This window comes from Streptomyces yunnanensis, assembly GCF_029011865.1.
Lineage (GTDB): Bacteria > Actinomycetota > Actinomycetes > Streptomycetales > Streptomycetaceae > Streptomyces > Streptomyces yunnanensis.
The window spans coordinates 606,386-624,786 of sequence record NZ_CP095749.1 but is presented as its reverse complement, the minus strand read 5'-3'; the positions used below and the strand labels follow the sequence as shown (position 1 = coordinate 624,786).

Annotated in this window: 15 protein-coding genes; 11 read left to right on the top strand and 4 right to left on the bottom strand. The window is 72.8% G+C overall.

The features are described from left to right. Positions 1-48: 48 nt before the first annotated feature. The gene (locus tag MOV08_RS02795; protein WP_275306035.1) at positions 49-825 is read left to right on the top strand and encodes a hypothetical protein; all 777 of its coding nucleotides are present in this window, start codon (positions 49-51) and stop codon (positions 823-825) included. A gap of 84 nt (positions 826-909) precedes the next feature. Here the strand turns inward: MOV08_RS02795 and MOV08_RS02790 are convergent, their stop codons facing one another. Next, entirely contained in the window at positions 910-1,458 is a 549-nt protein-coding gene (locus MOV08_RS02790; RefSeq protein WP_275306034.1) for an HAD domain-containing protein, read from the bottom strand. Positions 1,459-1,864: 406 nt separating this feature from the next. Here MOV08_RS02790 and MOV08_RS02785 point away from each other — a divergent pair, with 406 nt between their 5' ends. The 3 genes from MOV08_RS02785 (at position 1,865) to MOV08_RS02775 (ending at position 4,221) form a co-directional block, all read left to right on the top strand. Next, the gene (locus MOV08_RS02785; RefSeq protein WP_275306033.1) at positions 1,865-2,803 is read left to right on the top strand and encodes a heavy metal-binding domain-containing protein; all 939 of its coding nucleotides are present in this window, start codon (positions 1,865-1,867) and stop codon (positions 2,801-2,803) included. A 97-nt stretch (positions 2,804-2,900) separates the two neighbouring features. Then, entirely contained in the window at positions 2,901-3,734 is an 834-nt protein-coding gene (locus tag MOV08_RS02780) for a heavy metal-binding domain-containing protein (protein ID WP_099055644.1), read from the top strand. A gap of 52 nt (positions 3,735-3,786) precedes the next feature. Beyond that, a complete protein-coding gene (locus MOV08_RS02775) occupies positions 3,787-4,221 on the top strand; it encodes a hypothetical protein (protein ID WP_052286442.1) in 435 nt (144 codons plus the stop codon). 121 nt (positions 4,222-4,342) lie between these two features. Here the strand turns inward: MOV08_RS02775 and MOV08_RS02770 are convergent, their stop codons facing one another. Beyond that, positions 4,343-5,671 carry an aldehyde dehydrogenase family protein gene (locus MOV08_RS02770; protein ID WP_275306032.1) on the bottom strand — a complete coding sequence of 443 codons (1,329 nt, stop codon included), beginning with the start codon at positions 5,669-5,671 and terminating at the stop codon, positions 4,343-4,345. Between the two features lie 63 nt (positions 5,672-5,734). Here MOV08_RS02770 and MOV08_RS02765 point away from each other — a divergent pair, with 63 nt between their 5' ends. Further along, positions 5,735-6,391, top strand: a complete 657-nt coding sequence (locus MOV08_RS02765) for a TetR/AcrR family transcriptional regulator (protein ID WP_275306031.1) — start codon at positions 5,735-5,737, stop codon at positions 6,389-6,391. Positions 6,392-6,417: 26 nt separating this feature from the next. Here MOV08_RS02765 and MOV08_RS02760 read toward each other — a convergent pair whose 3' ends face one another. Continuing rightward, complete coding sequence (locus tag MOV08_RS02760) at positions 6,418-7,611, bottom strand: PucR family transcriptional regulator (protein ID WP_275306029.1); 1,194 nt, start codon at positions 7,609-7,611, stop codon at positions 6,418-6,420. A gap of 179 nt (positions 7,612-7,790) precedes the next feature. On the opposite strand from MOV08_RS02760, the gene MOV08_RS02755 reads away from it, so the two are divergent. From MOV08_RS02755 to MOV08_RS02735, 5 genes are all read left to right on the top strand, one after another. Beyond that, positions 7,791-8,738, top strand: coding sequence for an SGNH/GDSL hydrolase family protein (locus MOV08_RS02755; RefSeq protein WP_275306027.1), 948 nt, complete (start codon positions 7,791-7,793; stop codon positions 8,736-8,738). A 304-nt stretch (positions 8,739-9,042) separates the two neighbouring features. After that, positions 9,043-10,710 (top strand): sensor histidine kinase, encoded by a 1,668-nt coding sequence (locus MOV08_RS02750; protein WP_420834275.1) that lies wholly within the window; start codon positions 9,043-9,045, stop codon positions 10,708-10,710. After that, positions 10,707-11,384 (top strand): response regulator, encoded by a 678-nt coding sequence (locus MOV08_RS02745; protein ID WP_039629199.1) that lies wholly within the window; start codon positions 10,707-10,709, stop codon positions 11,382-11,384. Before MOV08_RS02750 ends, MOV08_RS02745 begins: the two co-directional genes overlap by 4 nt. Before the next feature lie 252 nt (positions 11,385-11,636). Continuing rightward, a complete protein-coding gene (locus MOV08_RS02740) occupies positions 11,637-12,413 on the top strand; it encodes an ABC transporter ATP-binding protein (protein ID WP_275306024.1) in 777 nt (258 codons plus the stop codon). Positions 12,414-12,517: 104 nt separating this feature from the next. Next, positions 12,518-15,082 (top strand): ABC transporter permease, encoded by a 2,565-nt coding sequence (locus MOV08_RS02735; RefSeq protein WP_275306022.1) that lies wholly within the window; start codon positions 12,518-12,520, stop codon positions 15,080-15,082. A 109-nt stretch (positions 15,083-15,191) separates the two neighbouring features. On the opposite strand, the gene MOV08_RS02730 is transcribed toward MOV08_RS02735, so the two are convergent. Next, positions 15,192-15,602 carry a Fur family transcriptional regulator gene (locus MOV08_RS02730; RefSeq protein ID WP_078876167.1) on the bottom strand — a complete coding sequence of 137 codons (411 nt, stop codon included), beginning with the start codon at positions 15,600-15,602 and terminating at the stop codon, positions 15,192-15,194. Positions 15,603-16,180: 578 nt separating this feature from the next. Here MOV08_RS02730 and katG point away from each other — a divergent pair. Further along, on the top strand, positions 16,181-18,385 hold the full coding sequence (gene katG / locus MOV08_RS02725; RefSeq protein ID WP_039629191.1) for a catalase/peroxidase HPI: 2,205 nt from the start codon (positions 16,181-16,183) through the stop codon (positions 18,383-18,385). Positions 18,386-18,401: the final 16 nt, after the last annotated feature.

Below are 18,401 nucleotides of genomic sequence, written 5' to 3'. Positions count from 1 at the left end.
GTCGCCGGTGGTTCGGGCTCGCTGTCGGTCTCAAGGAAAGGTGTGTTCATGGCCAGGCTGATGGTCCTGTTCATCGGCATCGCGGTGGTCTTCTCGGTGATCGCCTTCAAGGGCGGCAATGCGCCGGTGGGCCTCCTGTTCGTCGTGGTGGCGGCCGCTCCGGTCCTCTTCCTCGGATATGCCGTGGTGAACAGGCGCCGGGCCGGCGGGGCCACCGCCGCGGGGCAGCGGCCGCAACAGCGTGGCCGGCGGACGCTGATCCCGCGGTTGATCGCGCTCGTCATGGTCGTGGCGGTGGGCTACGGCGTGTACTGGGTGATGTGCGAGCCGAAGGCCAACGACAAGGCGCTGACCCGGGTCTCCGACTTCGAGACCGGCTGCGGCGCCGGCCTGGCCCGCAAGTACTTCCCGCAGGCGGCCGACCGCACCGGCGCCGGCCCGCACCCGATCGCGATGTTCACCATCAGCGAGTCCGGCTCTCCCAACCCCGCCTACCCGGCCTCCGGCACGGCGGACTACTGGAGCGGAAACGGCCTCGACCCGCACCGGGTCCAGCTGATCGCATGCCTGGACTCGCCCGACGAGGGCGAGTTCCTGACCGACTGCAAGTTCACGACGGACAGCATCAAGCTGTACCGCGGCGTGTACGACGTGACCGTGTACGAGGCCAAGACGGGCAAGAAGGTCGGCAGTGAGCAACTGAGCGGCTCCCGCAAGCCCGACTGCCCGGGGATGGTCTACCTCAAGCGGGGCACCGACAAGCTCCACACCGAGCCGGAGTTCGCCGACTACCAGGCCGTGCTGCGCAAGTACGTCGACAACTGACGAGGCCGGCCACCTCGCAGGACCCGTCCCTGTCAGGTGGTTCGCCCGGGGCCGGCGCAGGTGGTGCCGGGGCGCGTCGGGCAGTCAGCCCAGGTCGGTCGCCCAGGCGCCCAGCACGGCGAAATCCTCCGCGGTCAGTCCGACGCGGGGGTCTATCCGGCGCAGGAGAGCGGGACCGTGGTGGTGTTCCGCGACCCAGGCCCGGTCTGCGTCGTTGATCTCGTCGTCGACCCAGGCGAAGGCGCGCCCCCTGGCCCACGCGACGATCTCCGGTGTCTTCCAGAACACGTCTCCCGCAGGCTCGGGCCGCGGCGAGCGCCAGGGGACGAAGGGCAGCGTGGGCAGCCCCAGAGCCGGGGCGATGAAGTCGTTGGCCTCCTGCTCCCAGGTGGTCGCCCAGACCAGGTCGAAGGGGAGCGCCAGCAGCGCCGGCCCGTGGTGCGGGTTGAGCCAGACACGAAGCGGCTTGATGCGCCCGTCGGTCAGCCCCCAGTCGGTCAGCCGGCGTCGTTGGGCGGCCTCCCAGCGGGGCGTCAGCAGCCGATGCGTCTGATAGTCGTCGGGGCGTCGCTGCGGCTTCGCGGCATAGGGGTTCAGCGGTCCGTCCACGTCCACCAGCAGCACTGGGCGCATCAGTTCGCTCCGATCCCCGCGTCCTGCTGCGCAACGTACCGTTCGGGCACGTGGTCGCCCAGCGAATTGCTGATGTGCCGGCCGCCGAGAGCGAGCACCTCGGGCGCGTTGTGCGGGCGGCAGCGGCCCGCTCATGCCGGCCCCCATGCCGGCGCCCCTGGGGCGGCGCCGATGTCGGGGTCGCGCGCCCTCGTGTGGCGCCTCAAGCGGGGGCAAATTTCCGGTCAAGGTGCGGGTGGGGCTGTGGTGACGCCCGTGTCGTCGACTGGGCCGTGCAGCAGCATCAGAGGCCATCTGAACAGGGGAAAAGCCGATTTGATCGGGGCTGCCCCGTACCCGGTGTTGTCGGACCCGCGCCCTAGACTCGCTGTGCGAGGGCTTGTTCCGGGGAACGGAGTGGGTGTTCATGAGCGGGGAGTGGACGGCAGGGGGGCTGCCGCCGGTGGCGGCGGCGCGTACGGCCGAGGCGCGGCGGCGGGGCACATGGTCCTCGGCGCTGTCGACGGGGGAGTTCACCGCGATCCGGTCCGTCGGCTTCGAGCCGGTCGGGCAGGTGCTGGGCACGGCCGTCTACCACGTGGCAGGTGGCGGCAGCTCCTGGCGCTACTACGACTGCGGCTATGGGAACGCCAGTTGGTCCGGGCGCGGCTCGACGCCCGCACCGGTCGCCGTCTCCGGTCAGGGGGCCGCCTCCAAGTCGTTGGTCGATGTGCTGCTGGCCGCACGGCATGCGGCGCTCGCGCGGATGACGGCGGAATGCACGGCACTGGGCGGCGACGGCGTGGTGGCCGCCGACCTCACCATGGCGCCGTTCCCCTCCGCTCCCCACTGCTTCGAATTCCAGGTGATAGGCACCGCCGTGCGGGCACAGGGTGCGGTGCGGCCCCATCGCCCCTTCACCACGCATCTGGACGGCCAGGGCTTCGCCAAGCTGATCGCCGCGGGCTGGGTGCCGGTCGAACTCCTGGTGGGGCTGGCCATCGGTACCCGCCACGATGACTGGACGACCCGGCGGCAGAACTGGTTCGGAGCCGGCAATCAGGAGGTCACCGGCTGGAGCCAACTGGTCTCGGCGACCCGCCATGACGCGCGGGCGCGGATCGGTGAGCAGGCGTGGCACACCGGAGCGGACGGCGTGGTGCTGGGCGACAGCCGCCTGCGGATCTGGCGCGAGGAGTGCGTCCGGGCGCGCCGCCGCAACAGCGACTCCGACCAGAAGGACCACGTCGCCGAGGCCACCTTGGTCGGCACCGCGGTGGCCGGATTCACCGTGCGCCAGGAGCCGCCGCGCACGCTGACCATGATGTCGCTGGATCCGAACCGCCGCCGCGCGCGTGTCACGTGACGTACCGCCGAACACCACTCGTCGGCTCCGACCCGTCGGCGTCCGTCGGTCCTCGCCCGTCCATCACCACCAGGCACTTTCACGAGGGGAACCGCTCATGACCGCCACCGACCCGACCGCTCAGGGCGTCCCGGCCGATGCGATGCGGCGGCTGGCCGAGCTCCAGCCGGGCAAGCCGGGGTCGATCTTCACCAGTGACCTGTCGGTCAACGAGTTCCTGCTCGTGCGCGAGGCCGGGTTCCGGCCGCTCGGCCTGGTGCTGGGCAGCTCCATCTACCACGTGGGCATCCAGCTGGGCCGCTGGGGGAAGAACCAGGAGCTCACCACCCTGAGCCAGGCCATGTACCACGCCCGGGAGTTGGCCATGACACGGATGGAGGCCGAGGCGGCACAGCTGGGCGCCGACGGCATCGTGGGCGTGCGGCTCTCGGTCGAGGCGCGGGATTTTGGGAGTGATATCGCCGAGTTCATCGCCATCGGCACCGCGGTGAAGGCCGACGCTCCCGCGCCCGGAGGCAACGGCAGTTGGCGCAACGCCAAGGGCCAGCCCTTCACTTCGGACCTCAGCGGGCAGGACTTCTGGACGCTGGTCCGCGCCGGGTACGCCCCGCTGGGCATGGTCATGGGCACCTGCGTCTACCACATCGCCCACCAGAAGATCGGCTCGATGTTCTCCAACATCGGCAGGAACGTGGAGATCGAACCGTTCACGCAGGCCCTCTACGACGCGCGGGAGTTGGCGATGGAGCGGATGCAGCGCGAGGCCGAGGAACTCCACGCGGAAGGCATCGTCGGCGTACAGCTCAACTCGCACAACCACCGCTGGGGCGGTCACACCACGGAGTTCTTCGCCATCGGCACCGCCGTGCGGCCGCTGCGCGAGGACCATGTCATCGAGCGTCCGACGATGGTGCTGAGCCTCGACGGCTGAGCACGCGCCCCGTCGCCCCGACCACAGACCGAAACGAAAGGCCGCCGCGCTGATGTCCTCCCACGACCCCGTCCCGTCCGAGTCCGGTGGCGGCGCCGCCACTGTCGACATGCTCGCCGCCGCGCTGCGCCGGGACGCCGCCGACCTGGAGGTGTACGCCCAGGTGCTGACCGGGGCGCTGGCGGACGCGCTGCCGCCCGGTGCGGTGACGGTCGAGCGCAAGCGCGGCATGGCCGACCGGCTGGCCGGCAGGGAGGGGAAGGTGGCCCGGCTGGAGGTCGCGCTCGGCGAGCAGCGCCTGGTGCTCGACCTCTCCGGCAGCCGCCCCGGCGGCGAGGTCTGCAAGGAGGTGCGGGGCGTGGTGCTCTCCCGCCGCCCGGTCGAGCTGGACGAGTGGGTGCGGGAACTGGCCGAGGCCGTCGCCGCCCGCGCCGCTTCCGACGCCCGGGCCCGGGCGGCGCTGGAGAGGCTGCTGCTGGGCGGTTGACCCCGGAGCCGATCGGCCCGCGACGCGGGGATCGGCACCGCAAAGGCTCCGACAGCCCAGACAGCCCAGACACCCGACCGCCCCTACCGCCCCGCCGGATTTCACCGCCCCGGCCGTCCGGTCACCCCAGCGGCTTGTCCAGCACCGCCTTGGTGTGGCTGAAGGTCTCCATCGAGTACTCGCCGTGGTAGCGCCCCATGCCGCTCTCGCCCACCCCGCCGAACGGCAGGCCGGGCGCGGTGAGATGGGCGACCGGCAGGCCGAAGGCCAGGCCGCCGGAGGAGGTTTCGGTCAGCAGCCGGTGCTTGGTCTCTTCGGAGTCGGTGAACGCGTACAGCGCGAGCGGCTTGTCGCGTTCGTTGATGAACGCGATGGCCGCGTCCAGATCGGGCACCGCCACGATCGGCAGGATCGGGCCGAAGATCTCCTCCTGCATCACCGGGGCGTCGGGGGAGATGTCGGCGAGGACGGTGGGCGCCAGATAACGGTCGGCGCGGTGGTGGGTGCCGCCGATGACCGTACGGCCGCCGTCGAGGAGCGCGGTGAGCCGGTCGAAGTGGCGCTCGTTGACGATCCGTCCGTACTCGGGGGCGGTTGCCGGATCCGCTCCGTAGACCTCGTGTACGGCCTCGGCGAGGTGCCGTTCGAGGTCCTTGGCGGTGTCGCCGACGGCCAGTACGTAGTCGGGGGCGACGCAGGTCTGGCCGGCGTTGAGGAACTTGCCGGCCACCAGGCGCCGGGCGGTCGTGGCCAGGTCCACGCCCGGGTCGAGGACGGCGGGGCTCTTGCCGCCCAGTTCCAGCGTGACCGGCGTCAGGTGGCGGGCGGCGGCGGCCATCACGATCCGGCCGACGGCGCCGTTGCCGGTGTAGAAGATGTGGTCGAAGCGCTGGGCCAGCAGTGCGGTGGTCTCCGGGACGGCGCCCTCGACGACGGCCACCGCCTCGGCGTCCAGGTAGCGGGGGAGCAGCCGGGCGAGTGCGGCCGAGGTGGCCGGGGCGAGCTCGCTGGGCTTGACGACGGCGCAGTTGCCGGCGGCCAGCGCGCCGACGAGCGGGCTGAGCGCGAGCTGGAGCGGATAGTTCCAGGGCGCGATCACCAGGACGACGCCGAGGGGTTCGCGAACGGTGTGCGCGGTCGCCGGGAGCAGTCGTTCGGGCAGCTCCGCGGGCCGGGGTGCCAGCCACGCGTCGAGGTGGTCGAGGGTGTGGTCGATCTCGTTGAGGGTGAAGCCGATCTCGGTGCGGTAGCCCTCCTCGGGGCCCTTGCCGAGGTCGGCGGCGAGTGCGGCGAGGAGCTCGTCGCGATGGTCGGTGAGCAGGGTGCGCAGGGCCGTGAGCTGGCCGCGGCGCCAGTCGGTGGCGGCGGTGCGGCGGGTGGCGAAGGTGGTGCGGAGCCGGTCGACGACGGTGGCCGCGTCCAGGTCGGGGGTGGGGGCGAGGGTGGTCATGTCGCCGAGGCTACACGAAACGAAAAATTTTCGTTTCGTAATGCAGGTCGATAGACTCCCGGTGTGGGCGAACGTACCGAGAGCAATCAGACCGCCACGGCCGGCCGGCGGACCGCCCGTGGCCGCCCGCGGGACGCCGAACGCGACCGGGCCCTCCTGGAGGCCACCGTCCAGGTCCTCCAGGAGAACGGCTACGGCGGGCTGACCACGGCCGCGGTCGCCAAACGGGCCGGAGTCTCCACCGCGACCCTCTACCGCCGCTGGCGCTCCAAGGAGGACCTCGTCGTCGGCACCGCCGTGCGCTGGGCGAGCGACCTCGGTCCGCAGCCGGACACCGGCAGCCTCGAGGGCGATCTGGCCGCGCTGCTGCGCGACAAGGCCGACACGCTGGAGGGTCCCGGCGGACGGCTGTTGCACGTCCTGATCGGTGAGTCCGCGCACAACGAAGCGCTGGCCCGCGTGCTGGACACCGCGATCATCGAGCCGGTCCGCGACCGGTCCGCCACCGTGGTGCGCCGCGCCGTCGACCGCGGCGACATCCCGCCGCTGGAGAATCCGCAGGTGCTGGCCGACCTCGTCGTGGGCTCGATGGTCAGCCGTCTGTTCCTGACCCCCGACGCGGCGCACCGGAGCGCCACGGACGGCCCGTCGTCCGGCGAGGCGGCGATCCGGGAACTGCTCCCGTTCCTGTTGCGTGCCCTGGGGGCGCAGCGGGGCTGAACGATCCCCGGCCGGCGCCCCAGGCCCTATTCGCCGGGCGTCAGCCGCAGCCCGTGCAGGGCCACGGCGAGGTCGGCCACCGCGCGGGGATCGCGCAGCGAGCGCCCCGTCAGCTCCTCCAGCCGGCGCAGCCGGTAGCGGACGGTGTTGCGGTGGCAGTACAGCAGCTCCGCCGCGTCGACCGTCGAACCGGCCGCCGCGAACCAGCACTCCAGGGTCTCCAGCAGGCGGTCCCGCTCGTCGGCCGGTAGCCGCAGTACGCCGTCCAGGGCGGCCCGGGCGATCCGTCCGGCCTCGTCCGGGGCCGCCGCGACCAGCAGGGCGGCCGGGCTGTTGTCGAAGCGCGCGATGCCGGTGGCGGGTCGACCGCGTGCGTCGGTGAGCGCCAGACGGGCGAGCCGGAGGGCCTTGGGGGTCTCCCGAAGGTCGCGGTAGGCGGGGCTGATGCCCACGTGGGCGGCGAGCGACCGTTCCAGGACGCGCAGCACCGCGTCATCGGCCTCCGGATGCGGAACGGCCACCACGCCGACCTGTAGGTCCGGCAACAGGCGCCAGGCCGACCGCAGTTGTTCGGCGCGCAGGCGGGCCTCGACCCCGGGCAGCGCCTCCCGGCCGGGGCCGGGCACCTCGGCGGCGACCACGACATACGGTCCACCGGTCGGCAGGCCGAGCACATCGGCGGCGTCCCACAGGGGCGTACGGTCGGCGAGCAGGCCGGTGAACAGCGCCTCGACCATCGCCGAGCGCTCCCGCTCGCGTTGCAGCACCAGCTCGGAGACCTCCTCGCGATACGCGTCGCTGGCCGACGCGGCGAGGCCGCCGTTCACCCACCACGCGGCCAGGGCCATGATGGTTTCGGTGGTGAGGCCCTGGGCGGAGCGGGCCTCGGTGGCGATCGCGGACCACAGGATCTCGGACCCGACGCGATAGGCGTGCAGCAGCTCGGCCAACGGGGTTCCCTGGCGCGCCCGTTCGCGGCCGGTCTCGCGCGCCGGCGCCATGTCCCCGTCGCGGCCGTCGACCAGCTGCTGGAGCACCAGCTCGCAGTTGCGTCGACACGATGCGGTCAACTCCGCGAAGGGGATGTGTTCGTCGCCCCGGTAGTAGGGCACCTGGGCGCGGATGTAACGGGCCATCCGTGCGCCCAGTTCCTCGGTGCGGGTCAGCAACGAAGCCGCTATCGGGGCGATTTCGGCGAGTGCGTCGGGGTTGCGGCTCATACCCGCAGGTTACAAAGGTCGCACGCACAAACGGGTGTGGTTGTGCTCTGGGACAACAGAGGCGGGTGTGGTGCTGTGCGTCCGCACATGGCCCCTGTGGCGTCGGGCCGTCACGATACGAGGACGTTACCGGCCGGTATCGGACCGATTTCCGTCGTGCTGCCTTCTCAGGGGGAACCGTGCCCAGAGCCGCATTACCGCGCACCACACACACCCTCGCCACCGCTGACGCCCCGCGCAGCGCCGGCGTCCGGAAGTGCGCGTCCGTACTGACCGGCGCCGCGCTCCTCGCCTCCGCCCTCACCGTGACCACCACCCCGGCCTCCGCGCACGCCGCGGCCCCGGCCGGGACGGGGAAATACGTGGCCCTCGGCGACTCCTACGCCGCCGGGGCCGGCGTCCCCGCCCAGTCCGCGGGCCTGTGCCTGCGCTCCGACCACAACTACGGCCATCTCGTCGCCGCGGCCCTCTCCCCGTCCTCCTACGTGGACAAGACCTGCGCCGGCGCCAAAGTCGGCGCGCTGACCACCGCCCAGACCGACCTCGGGATCGTCGTCAACGGCCCCCAGCTCGATGCCGTCACCCCCGACACGTCCCTGGTCACCCTCACCCTCGGCGGCAACAACCTCGGCACCTCCGACGTCGGCTTCGTCGACGTCGTGGTCGCCTGCTCCGCCCTGTCCCTGACCAACCCGTTCGGAGCGCCCTGCCGGAACTTCTACGGCGACACGCTCAGCAAGCGGCTCGACTCGGCGGCGGCGCAGCTGGCCGACGGTCTCCGCAAGCTGTCCGCCAAGGCCCCCAAGGCCAAGGTGGTGGTCGTCGGTTACCCGGCGGTGCTCCCCGACGACCCGACGGCATGCTTCGGCAAGATGCCCGTCACGACCGGCGACCTCCGCTTCCTGCGCTCCGTCATGGGCGAGCTCAACGAGAAGGTCGAGAGGACCGCCACCGCCGCGGGTGCCACGTACGTCGACACCCTCGCTCCGACCAAGGGCCACGACAGCTGCTCCGCGTCCCGCTGGATCGAGGGGCTGCTGCCGACCTCGCCCGCCGCACCGCTGCACCCCAACGCCAGGGGCGAACGGGCCATGGCCGACGCGGTGTTGAGGGCATTGGGGCGCTGAACCGCACGACAGGCCCTAGGGCCCTCCGCCGCTGCCCGCGGCGGCACCGGCCCTCGTGAGCGCGCTCCGCCCCGCCGGATCCCCTCCAGCGGGGCGGAGCGCCGGCCCCGCGCCGTTGTCGCCGCCACGGGGCGGGCGGGAGTCGACGGACCTCCCGTGGCGACGGTCCGCGTCTCTGCCTTTCGGTAGAGCCGCGGATCCCCCGCGAGGTTCACACCGGGCCCGGGTTCGGGCGTCGATACTGGTCAGCGTGGAACGCACCAGCCCCTTCCGCCGTCTCGCCGGTCGTCGCCCGTCGGCCGGAATGTTCGCGTCCCGGTCCGCGCGCACGGTGGCGGAGACCGCCGGCGTGGCCCTCGCGGGCCTGGGCGTCTACGTGACGGTCGGACGCCTTGAGCCGTTGCCGCACCCGGGGCTCCAGTTGCTGGCGCTCGCCACCGGTGCCGGGCTCTTCCCGCTGCGCCGCCGGTGTCCCACGGCCGTGCTGCTGGCGCTCGCCGTGTTGGCCGGCCTGTCGCCCGGCGTCGGGCCGATCACCGCGGCGACCGCGTACACGGTGGCGCGCCGGACCGTCCGCGCACGGTGGCGCACCAGACTGCTCGCCACGGCGGGCGGCCTCGTCGTGGTGTCCGCGGCGGCGACCGCGCCGTGGCTGGGCCCCGGATCCGTGGCGTACGGGGTGGCGCTCGGCCTGGCCCTGGCGCCGACCGCCGTGGTCGTCCCCGGCCTGGCAGGCACGGCCAACGGGCAGCAGGGGCGCCTGTTGCGGGCGCTGCGCGAGCGCGGCGACGCGGCGGAGCGCGCCCACCGGCTCGCCGACAGCGAGGCGCGCATCCACGAGCGGTCCCGCATCGCCGCCGAGATGCACGACCTGGTGGGGCACCGGCTCAGCCTGATCTCGCTGCACGCCGGCGGGCTGGAGCTGGCCCTGGACCGGGCGGCACCCGAGCTGCGTGAGGAGGCCGTCCTGGTGCGGCGGACCACCGGGGACGCGATGCGCGAGCTGCGGCAGGTGCTCGGGGTGCTCGGGCCGCTGGGCCGGGACACCGGGCCGGACGCGCTCACCGATGCGACCGGCACCCGCGCCGACGTCGAGGCGCTGCTGGCGGAGTCCCGCGACGGGGGGATCGCGGTACGGCTGGACTGGACGGGGCCGGATCTCGACGCCCGCCCGGCGCGGGTACGCCGGGCGGTGCACCGGGTGGTACGCGAGGCCCTGACCAACGTGCACCGGTACGCGACCGCGGCACACGTCACCGTGACGGTCGTGCACGACGACGAGACGGTGCGGGTCACCGTCCGCAACGGCGCACCGCCGGGTCCGCCGGCCGCTGCCGGTGACCTGGGCACCGGGCGCGGCCTGACCGGCCTCCGGGAACGGGTGGAACTGCTCGGGGGCACGTTCGACGCCGCCGCGCTGCCGTCCGGCGGGTTCCAGGTGGACGCGACCGTGCCCGCCGACCCCGATGACTCCCTGGCCCCCGAGCGTCCCGCAGGCGGGCCGGACGTCCCCGGCCCCGGTGGCCCGGTGGACGACCCGTCCGGCGCCGCCCACCGGGCCACCGGCGGGGAGCCCGTTCCGCCCGCCCGCCGGATCACCGAGGCGCTGACCCTCGCCTTCGGGCTGGCGGGGCTGTGTGTGCTGATGGTCATCGCGGTCCTCTTCGTGTACGCCACCCGACCCCGGCACCAGGGGCCGCCCCCGCTGCCCCGCGTCGGCATGACCTACCAGGAGGTGGCGGGGACGGGCGTACTGGACAACGCGGCGGTCCGGGCCGCGGCCACCGGCCACGAGCCGCCGCGCCCCGCCGGTACGGCCGGCTGCATCTACCCCTTCAACGGCGCCACCGAGAGCCGCCCCGGCAGCCTGGTCGTCGCCCGCTACTGCTTCGACGCCTCGCAGCGTCTCATCGCCATCGACCGCTTCGCCGTCCCGTCGGTCCGGGACGCCGTGCCCTGGGAGACCCCGTGACCGAGCCCAACCGGCCCATCCGCGTCCTGCTCGCCGACGACGAGACGATGATCCGGCACGGCGTCCGGCTGATCCTGCGGCACGCCGACGGCATCGACGTCGTCGCCGAGGCCCAGGACGGGCGGCAGGCCGTCGAGCTGGCCGCCGTCCACCGCCCCGACGTGGCGCTGGTGGACGTCCGGATGCCGGTGTGCGACGGCCTGGCCGCGATCGCGCCGCTGCTCGCCCTCGATCCCGCGCCGCGCGTGGTGATGCTGACGACCTTCGGCGACGAGGCCAACGTCATCCGGGCCCTGCGGGAGGGGGCCACCGGCTTCCTCCTGAAGGACGAGGGTCCGCAGGAGTTGATCAGCGCGATCCGGGCGGCCGCCGCCGGCGACGCCGTGCTCTCCCCGGGCGTCACCGGGGCGGTGATCGCCCGGATGCTGCGCGGCGGCGATCCGGAAGCCGCGGAAGCGGCGCGCGCGGACGACCGGATCGCCCGACTCACCGCCCGGGAGCGGGAGGTCCTCGCGATGCTGGGCGAGGGACTGTCGAACCAGGAGATCGCCGGGCGCCTGGGCATCGGGGTCGGCACGGTCAAGACGCACGTCGGCGCGATCCTGGAGAAGACCGGTTCGGCGAGCCGGGTGCAGGCGGCCCTCCTGGCCCATCGGACGGGCCTGACCTCCTGACGGCCGTCGAGCTCGGGCGTCCCGCCGAGGGGCCTCCGGCTCCGGGCCGCCCGCACCTCTCCCCAAAGGAAGAGCCCCACCGACCCTGCCTGGGCCCAAAGGCAGGGAAGGCCCGCCCGACCCCTGCTTTCGACAGAGCTCAACTCCGGCCTCCAGAAGGACGTTTGCGCAGCTCAGGCCGGTGAGGATGGAGGGGTTCCCCCGGTCCGCGGCGCCCTGGCCGCGGACCGTCGCACCCCAGGCGGAGTACACATGTCGCAGCAGTTTCCTTCCCCCGGCGCTCCGGTCGACGAACCGGCCGCCCGCGCCACCGGCCTCACCAAGGTGTACGGGAAGGGGGAAACCCAGGTCACCGCGCTGAAGGAGGTGTCCGTCGAGTTCGCCCGGGGCCGGTTCACCGCCGTCATGGGCCCCTCCGGATCCGGCAAGTCCACCCTGATGCACTGCCTGGCCGGGTTGGACAAGGTGACCTCCGGTTCGGCCCGCATCGGCGACACCGAGCTGGCAAGGCTGACGGATCGTCAACTCACCGCGCTGCGACGGGACAAGGTCGGCTTCGTCTTCCAGGGATTCAACCTGTTGCCCACCCTCACCGCACTGGAGAACATCACGCTGCCGTTGCGGATCGCCGGACGGCAGCCCGACCCGGCCTGGCTGGAGACCGTCATCGCCACCGTCGGCCTGGCCGACCGGTTGGGCCACCGGCCCGCCGAACTCTCCGGCGGCCAGCAGCAGCGGGTCGCGGTGGCACGCGCGCTGGTCTCCCGGCCCGACATCGTCTTCGCCGACGAACCGACCGGGAACCTCGATTCCCGGTCCGGCGCCGAGCTGCTCGGCTTCCTCCGCGACTCGGTACGGGAGTTGGGGCAGACCGTGGTGATGGTCACCCACGACCCGGTGGCCGCCGCGCACGCGGACCGGGTGGTGTTCCTCGCCGACGGCCGGGTCGTCGACGAACTGCCCGCGCCCACCCCCGGCGCGGTACTGGACCGGATGCTCCGGTTCGAGGCCCAGGACAGCCCCCGCTGACACCGGCCGTCCCGGGCACCGCCCGGCACACCCCGCCCTCCGCCCGGGGCCCTGCGCGCCCACGCCGCACCCCTCCGGCGCCTCCTCGCTCCCGAAAGCTCCCCATGCTGCGAACCACCCTGCGCAACGTCCTCGCGCACAAGGCCCGTCTGGCCATGACCGCCCTGGCGGTCTGTCTCGGTGTCGCGTTCGTCTCCGGCACCCTTGTCTTCGCGGACTCCTCCGCGGCCGCCTACCGCGCCGCCGCGTCGAAGAACTACGCGGACATCGCGGTCACCGTCACCCCCAACGACCCCCCGCCCGGATCCGCCGCGTCCCGGCACGCCGACGTCCTCGACGACGCCCTCGCCAGGAAGCTCGCCGCCGTGCCCGGGATCGCCGCCGTGCGACCGTCGGTCGACGGCTCGGCCACCCTGAACGCCGCCGACGGCACGCCGCTCAGGGCCGGCAAGTCCTGGGCGAATCTGGCCGGCGCCTACGTACCGGGCAAGGACGGCAGGGACAGCCGGTACCCGCTGGTCGAGGGCCACGCCCCCCGCGACGCCGACGAACTCGCCGTGGACAGCGGCACCGCCGAGGCCGGGCACCTCACCCTCGGTGACCCGATCACCCTGGCCACCGACGGCCCGGTGATGACGAAGCGTCTGGTGGGCATCGTCACCACCCAGGACACCCGGGTGACCGCGGGCGGCACCCTCGCCCTGTTCGACAAGGCCACCGCCCAGCGGCTGTTCGCCTCCCCGGGCCACTACACCGGCATCGACCTGTCCGCCGCGCCCGGCACCGACCAGTTCCAGCTCGCCGACCGCGTCGGCACCGTCCTCCCACCCGACCGGGCCGAGGCCACCAGCGGCGCCGCCCAGGCCACCCAACAGGCCACCTACGTCGACACCGTGACCCGCGGCTACGCCAAACTGCCGCTGATCTTCGCCGGGGTCGCGCTGTTCATCGGCTCGTTCCTCATCGTCAACACCTTCACGATGCTCGTCACCCGGCGCACCCGTGAGATCGCGCTGCTGCGGGCCATCGGCGCCTCGCGCCGCCAGGTCGTCCGCTCCGTCCTCGCCGAGGCGGCCCTGCTCGGCCTCGCCGCCTCGGCCGCCGGATTCCTGCTCGGCCTCGGCATCGCCGCCGTACTGCCCGACGTCCTGAGCACCGCACAGGACACGCTGCCCGACGGGCCCCTGGTGATCGGCCCGCGCCCGGTCCTGGCCGCGCTCGGCGTCGGCGTGGGCGTCACGATGCTCGCCGCGTGGCTGCCCTCCCGCAGGGCGGCGGCCATCGCGCCCATCGAGGCGATGCGCACCACCGAGCAGCCGCCGTCCCGCACCCGGTCCCGGATCCGCGGCGCGGTGGGCCTGGCCCTCCTCGTCCTCGGTGTCGGGCTGCTGATCTCGCTCACCGGGGCGAAGGACGCCTCGGTCGAAAACCTCCAGAGCGCGCTGCTCGGCTGCGGCATCCTGGCCGTCGCCATGATCGTGCTGGCGCCGCTGCTCGCCGGCCCGGTGATCCGGCTCACCGGCCGACTGACCGGCCGTCTCGGCGTCACCGGCCGGCTCGCGCGGGAGAACGCGCTGCGCGACCCCCGGCGCACCGCGGCCACCGCCTCCGCCCTGATGATCAGCACCGCCCTGGTCGCCGGGCTCGCGGTCATCGGCAACTCCACCGGTCAGGCCCTCGACCGGCAGGCCGCCGACGGCCTCGCCGCCGACTACGTGATCGGTACCCGCACCCCCACCACCAGCATCGATCCGAACGCCGCGCACCGAGTGGCCGGCACGACCGGCGTGCGCACCGCCGCAGCCGTGGCGGACTCCACGCTCTTCATCGGCGGCAACGTCCGGCAGATCTCCGGCATCGACCCCACCACCGCGGACACCGTCCTCAGGCTCCACTTCCTCAGCGGCTCCGCCAAGGACCTCGGCCCCGGCCGGATCGCCCTCTCCGAGGCCGTCGCCCGTGAGCACGGCCTGCACACCGGCGACCGCGTCCAGGGGCACATCGGACGCAACCAGCACCCCACGCGGTACACCGTGGTCGGTGTCTACCAGGACAACCCGGTCGCCCACGACGCGCTGGGGGCCCGTACCGAGGTGCAGAAGAACAGCTTCACGCCCGGCTCCGTACAGCGGCTCCTCATCCGGACCGACGACGGCACCGCCACCCGCGCCCTGGAGGACCGACTGCGCACCGCGGTGGGCAACAACCCGCTGCTGACGGTCCAGGACCGGGCGGCACTCGTCCACGAGGCCGCCGGCACCGTCGGCAACCTGCTGACCCTGACCTACGGGCTGCTCGCCCTCGGCCTGGTGATCACCGCACTGGGCATCGTGAACACGCTGGCCATGTCGGTGGCGGAGCGCACCCGGGAGATCGGCGTGCTGCGGGCCATCGGCATGGACCGCGCAGGCATCCGGCGCATGATCCGACTGGAGTCGCTGACCATCGCCGCGTTCGGCACGCTCCTGGGCCTGCTGGGCGGGGTGTTCGGCGCCTGGGCGGTCGGCGCACTGGCCAACGGCGCGGTGGCGCAGTACACGCTCGCGCTCCCCTGGGGAACGCTGCTGCTGGTGTGCGTGCTGTCGCTCGCGATCGGCGTGGCGGCGGCGGTCGTCCCCGCCCGCCGCGCGGCCGCCCTGAGCCCCCTGGAGGCCGTGGCGACCACATAGCCGCACGCCGCCCTCAGCGGCACGCCCACCCCGGGGAGGAACTGGGGTGGGCGTCGACGCGCCGGTGCCCGGCGGGGAACGAGTGGGGGAGGGGTGGGGGCGGACCGGATCAGACGCACCGGGGGCACAGGCCCCGATAGGTCATCTCGACACCCGAGACCGTGAAGCCGAACCGCTCGGAGGCAGGGAGGTCGGCCAGTGGGTCGCCCTCGGGGTGGACGTCGCGAATCGCGCCGCAGCGCGAGCACACCAAGTGGTGGTGCGGGCGGTGCGCGTTGGGGTCGTAGCGCTTGGCGCGGCCGTCGGTGGTCACCTCGGTCACCTCGCCGAGCGAGACGAGCTCGCCGAGGGTGTTGTAGACGGTCGCGCGGGAGATCTCCGGCAGCCGGTCGGTGGCGCGCGCGAGCACCTCGTCCGCGGTGAGGTGGATGTGCTCGCCGTCGAGAACCTCGGCGACGACCCGGCGTTGGGCGGTCATCCGCCAGCCGCGTCCCCGAAGTCGTTCCAGCAGGTCACTCATGGTCACCAGCCTAACCGTGCAGCGTCCGGCGAATGAATTCGTACGGATCTGGTCGCCATATTGACTTGGATCTAGTCCATCGTAGGATCGGTTCTGGCGATAGCCAAGGGACGAGACACCGCAGGGAAAGCACGTGACGGTTCACCACATGGGTCCGCTCACCCCCGAATCCTGTCGCGCCGGTCGCGGACAGCCGCAGCACAGGCGAGCGTCGGCCGCCCGCAGGCTGCGCCCATGCGTGTGGCGCCGGCGTACGGACGGTGACGACCTCGGCGCCGAGGCGATCGCCGCCGGTGCATGCCGTCAGGCAGCCCATGTCCCCCCTCGCGTCGCGTACGGGCCGGCCGCGCACCCAGTGCGATCGGCCCCGTGTGCCGTAGCGAACCGGCCGACGGCGTCGATGGCTCCGTCGGTCAGGCCCCCCTGTCCGACCGCGACCGACGACAACGGCTTCCCGGTCAAAGAGGCCGAGATCGCCCACCCGGGGCCTGTGCCCCGATATGTTCCATTGCCGGCGGTTGTCGATCCACTGCTGGCGGTTGCTGAGTCTGTGATCCGCCTTATCCGGAAGGATTCCCATGTCTGAGAACCATGACGCACAGGCCGTAGAGGGCGAGGGCGGCTGCCCGGTGGTGCACGGGCGGGCTGCGCACCCGACCCAGGGGGGCGGTAACCGGCAGTGGTGGCCGGAGCGACTCAACCTGAAGATCCTCGCCAAGAACCCGGCCGTGGCGAACCCCCTCGGTGAGGAGTTCGACTACGCCGCGGCGTTCAACAGCCTGGACCTCCCGGCCGTGAAGCGGGACATCGCCGAGGTGCTGACCACCTCGCAGGACTGGTGGCCCGCCGACTTCGGCACCTACGGCCCGCTCATGATCCGGATGGCCTGGCACAGCGCCGGCACCTACCGGATCAGCGACGGCCGCGGCGGCGCCGGCGCCGGTCAGCAGCGCTTCGCGCCGCTCAACAGCTGGCCGGACAACGCCAGCCTCGACAAGGCCCGCCGCCTGCTGTGGCCGGTCAAGAAGAAGTACGGCCGGAACATCTCCTGGGCCGACCTCATGATCCTCACCGGCAACGTCGCGCTGGAGTCGATGGGCTTCAAGACCTTCGGCTACGCCGGCGGCCGCGAGGACGTGTGGGAGCCGGAGGAGGACGTCTACTGGGGCCCCGAGACCGAGTGGCTCGGCGACGCCCGCTACACCGGCGACCGCGAGCTGGAGAACCCGCTCGGCGCGGTCCAGATGGGCCTGATCTACGTCAACCCCGAGGGCCCCAACGGCAACCCGGACCCGATCGCCGCGGCCCGCGACATCCGCGAGACGTTCCGCCGCATGGCGATGAACGACGAGGAGACCGTCGCGCTGATCGCCGGTGGCCACACCTTCGGCAAGACCCACGGCGCCGGCCCGGCGGACAAGGTCGGCCCGGACCCCGAGGCCGCCCCGATGGAGCAGATGGGCCTCGGCTGGAAGAGCGCGCACGGCACCGGCGCGGGCCCCGACGCGATCACCAGCGGCCTGGAGGTCACCTGGACCACCACGCCCACCCAGTGGAGCAACGGGTTCTTCAAGAACCTCTTCGAGTACGAGTACGAGCTGACCAAGAGCCCGGCCGGCGCCAACCAGTGGGTGGCGAAGGACGCCGAGGCGATCGTCCCCGACGCGCACGACCCGTCGAAGAAGCGCCTCCCGACGATGCTCACCACCGACCTCTCGCTGCGCTTCGACCCGATCTACGAGCCGATCTCGCGGCGTTTCTACGAGAACCCGGAGGAGCTCGCGGACGCCTTCGCCCGCGCCTGGTACAAGCTGACGCACCGTGACATGGGCCCGATCGCACGCTACTTGGGCCCGGAGGTCCCCTCCGAGGTGCTGCTGTGGCAGGACCCGCTGCCGGAGCGCACCGGTCAGCTGATCGACGCCGCGGACACCGCCGCCCTCAAGCAGCAGGTCCTCGGCTCCGGGCTCACCGTCGCCCAGCTGGTCTCGACCGCCTGGGCCTCGGCCTCCTCGTTCCGCGGCAGCGACAAGCGCGGCGGGGCCAACGGCGCCCGCATCCGCCTGGAGCCGCAGCGCAACTGGGAGGTCAACAACCCGGACGAGCTGGCGCAGGTGCTGCGCACCCTGGAGGGCATCCAGGAGTCCTTCAACTCCCAGGGCGGCAAGCAGGTCTCGCTGGCCGACCTGATCGTCCTCGCGGGCGGCGCGGCCGTCGAGAAGGCGGCCAAGGACGGCGGCTACGACATCGAGGTGCCCTTCACGCCGGGTCGCGTGGACGCCGCCCAGGACCAGACGGACGTCGAGTCGTTCGACGCGCTCGAACCGGCCGCCGACGGCTTCCGCAACTACGTCGGCAAGGGCAACCGCCTGCCGGCCGAGTACCTGCTGCTCGACAAGGCCAACCTGCTGACGCTGAGCGCGCCCGAGGCGACCGTCCTCGTCGGCGGCCTGCGGGTCCTGGGTGCCAACCACGGGCAGTCCAAGCACGGCGTCCTCACCGACAAGCCGGGCACGCTGACCAACGACTACTTCGTCAACCTGCTCGACCTGGGCACGACGTGGAAGTCGACGTCCTCGGCGCAGGACGAGTTCGAGGGCCGCGACGCGAGCGGCGCGGTCAAGTGGACCGGCACCCGTGCCGACCTGGTCTTCGGCTCGAACTCCGAGCTGCGTGCCGTCGCCGAGGTGTACGCGGGCGACGACGCCAAGGAGAAGTTCGTGCACGACTTCGTCGCTGCATGGGACAAGGTCATGAACCTGGACCGGTTCGACCTCGCCTGAGAGATCTGCGACGTCC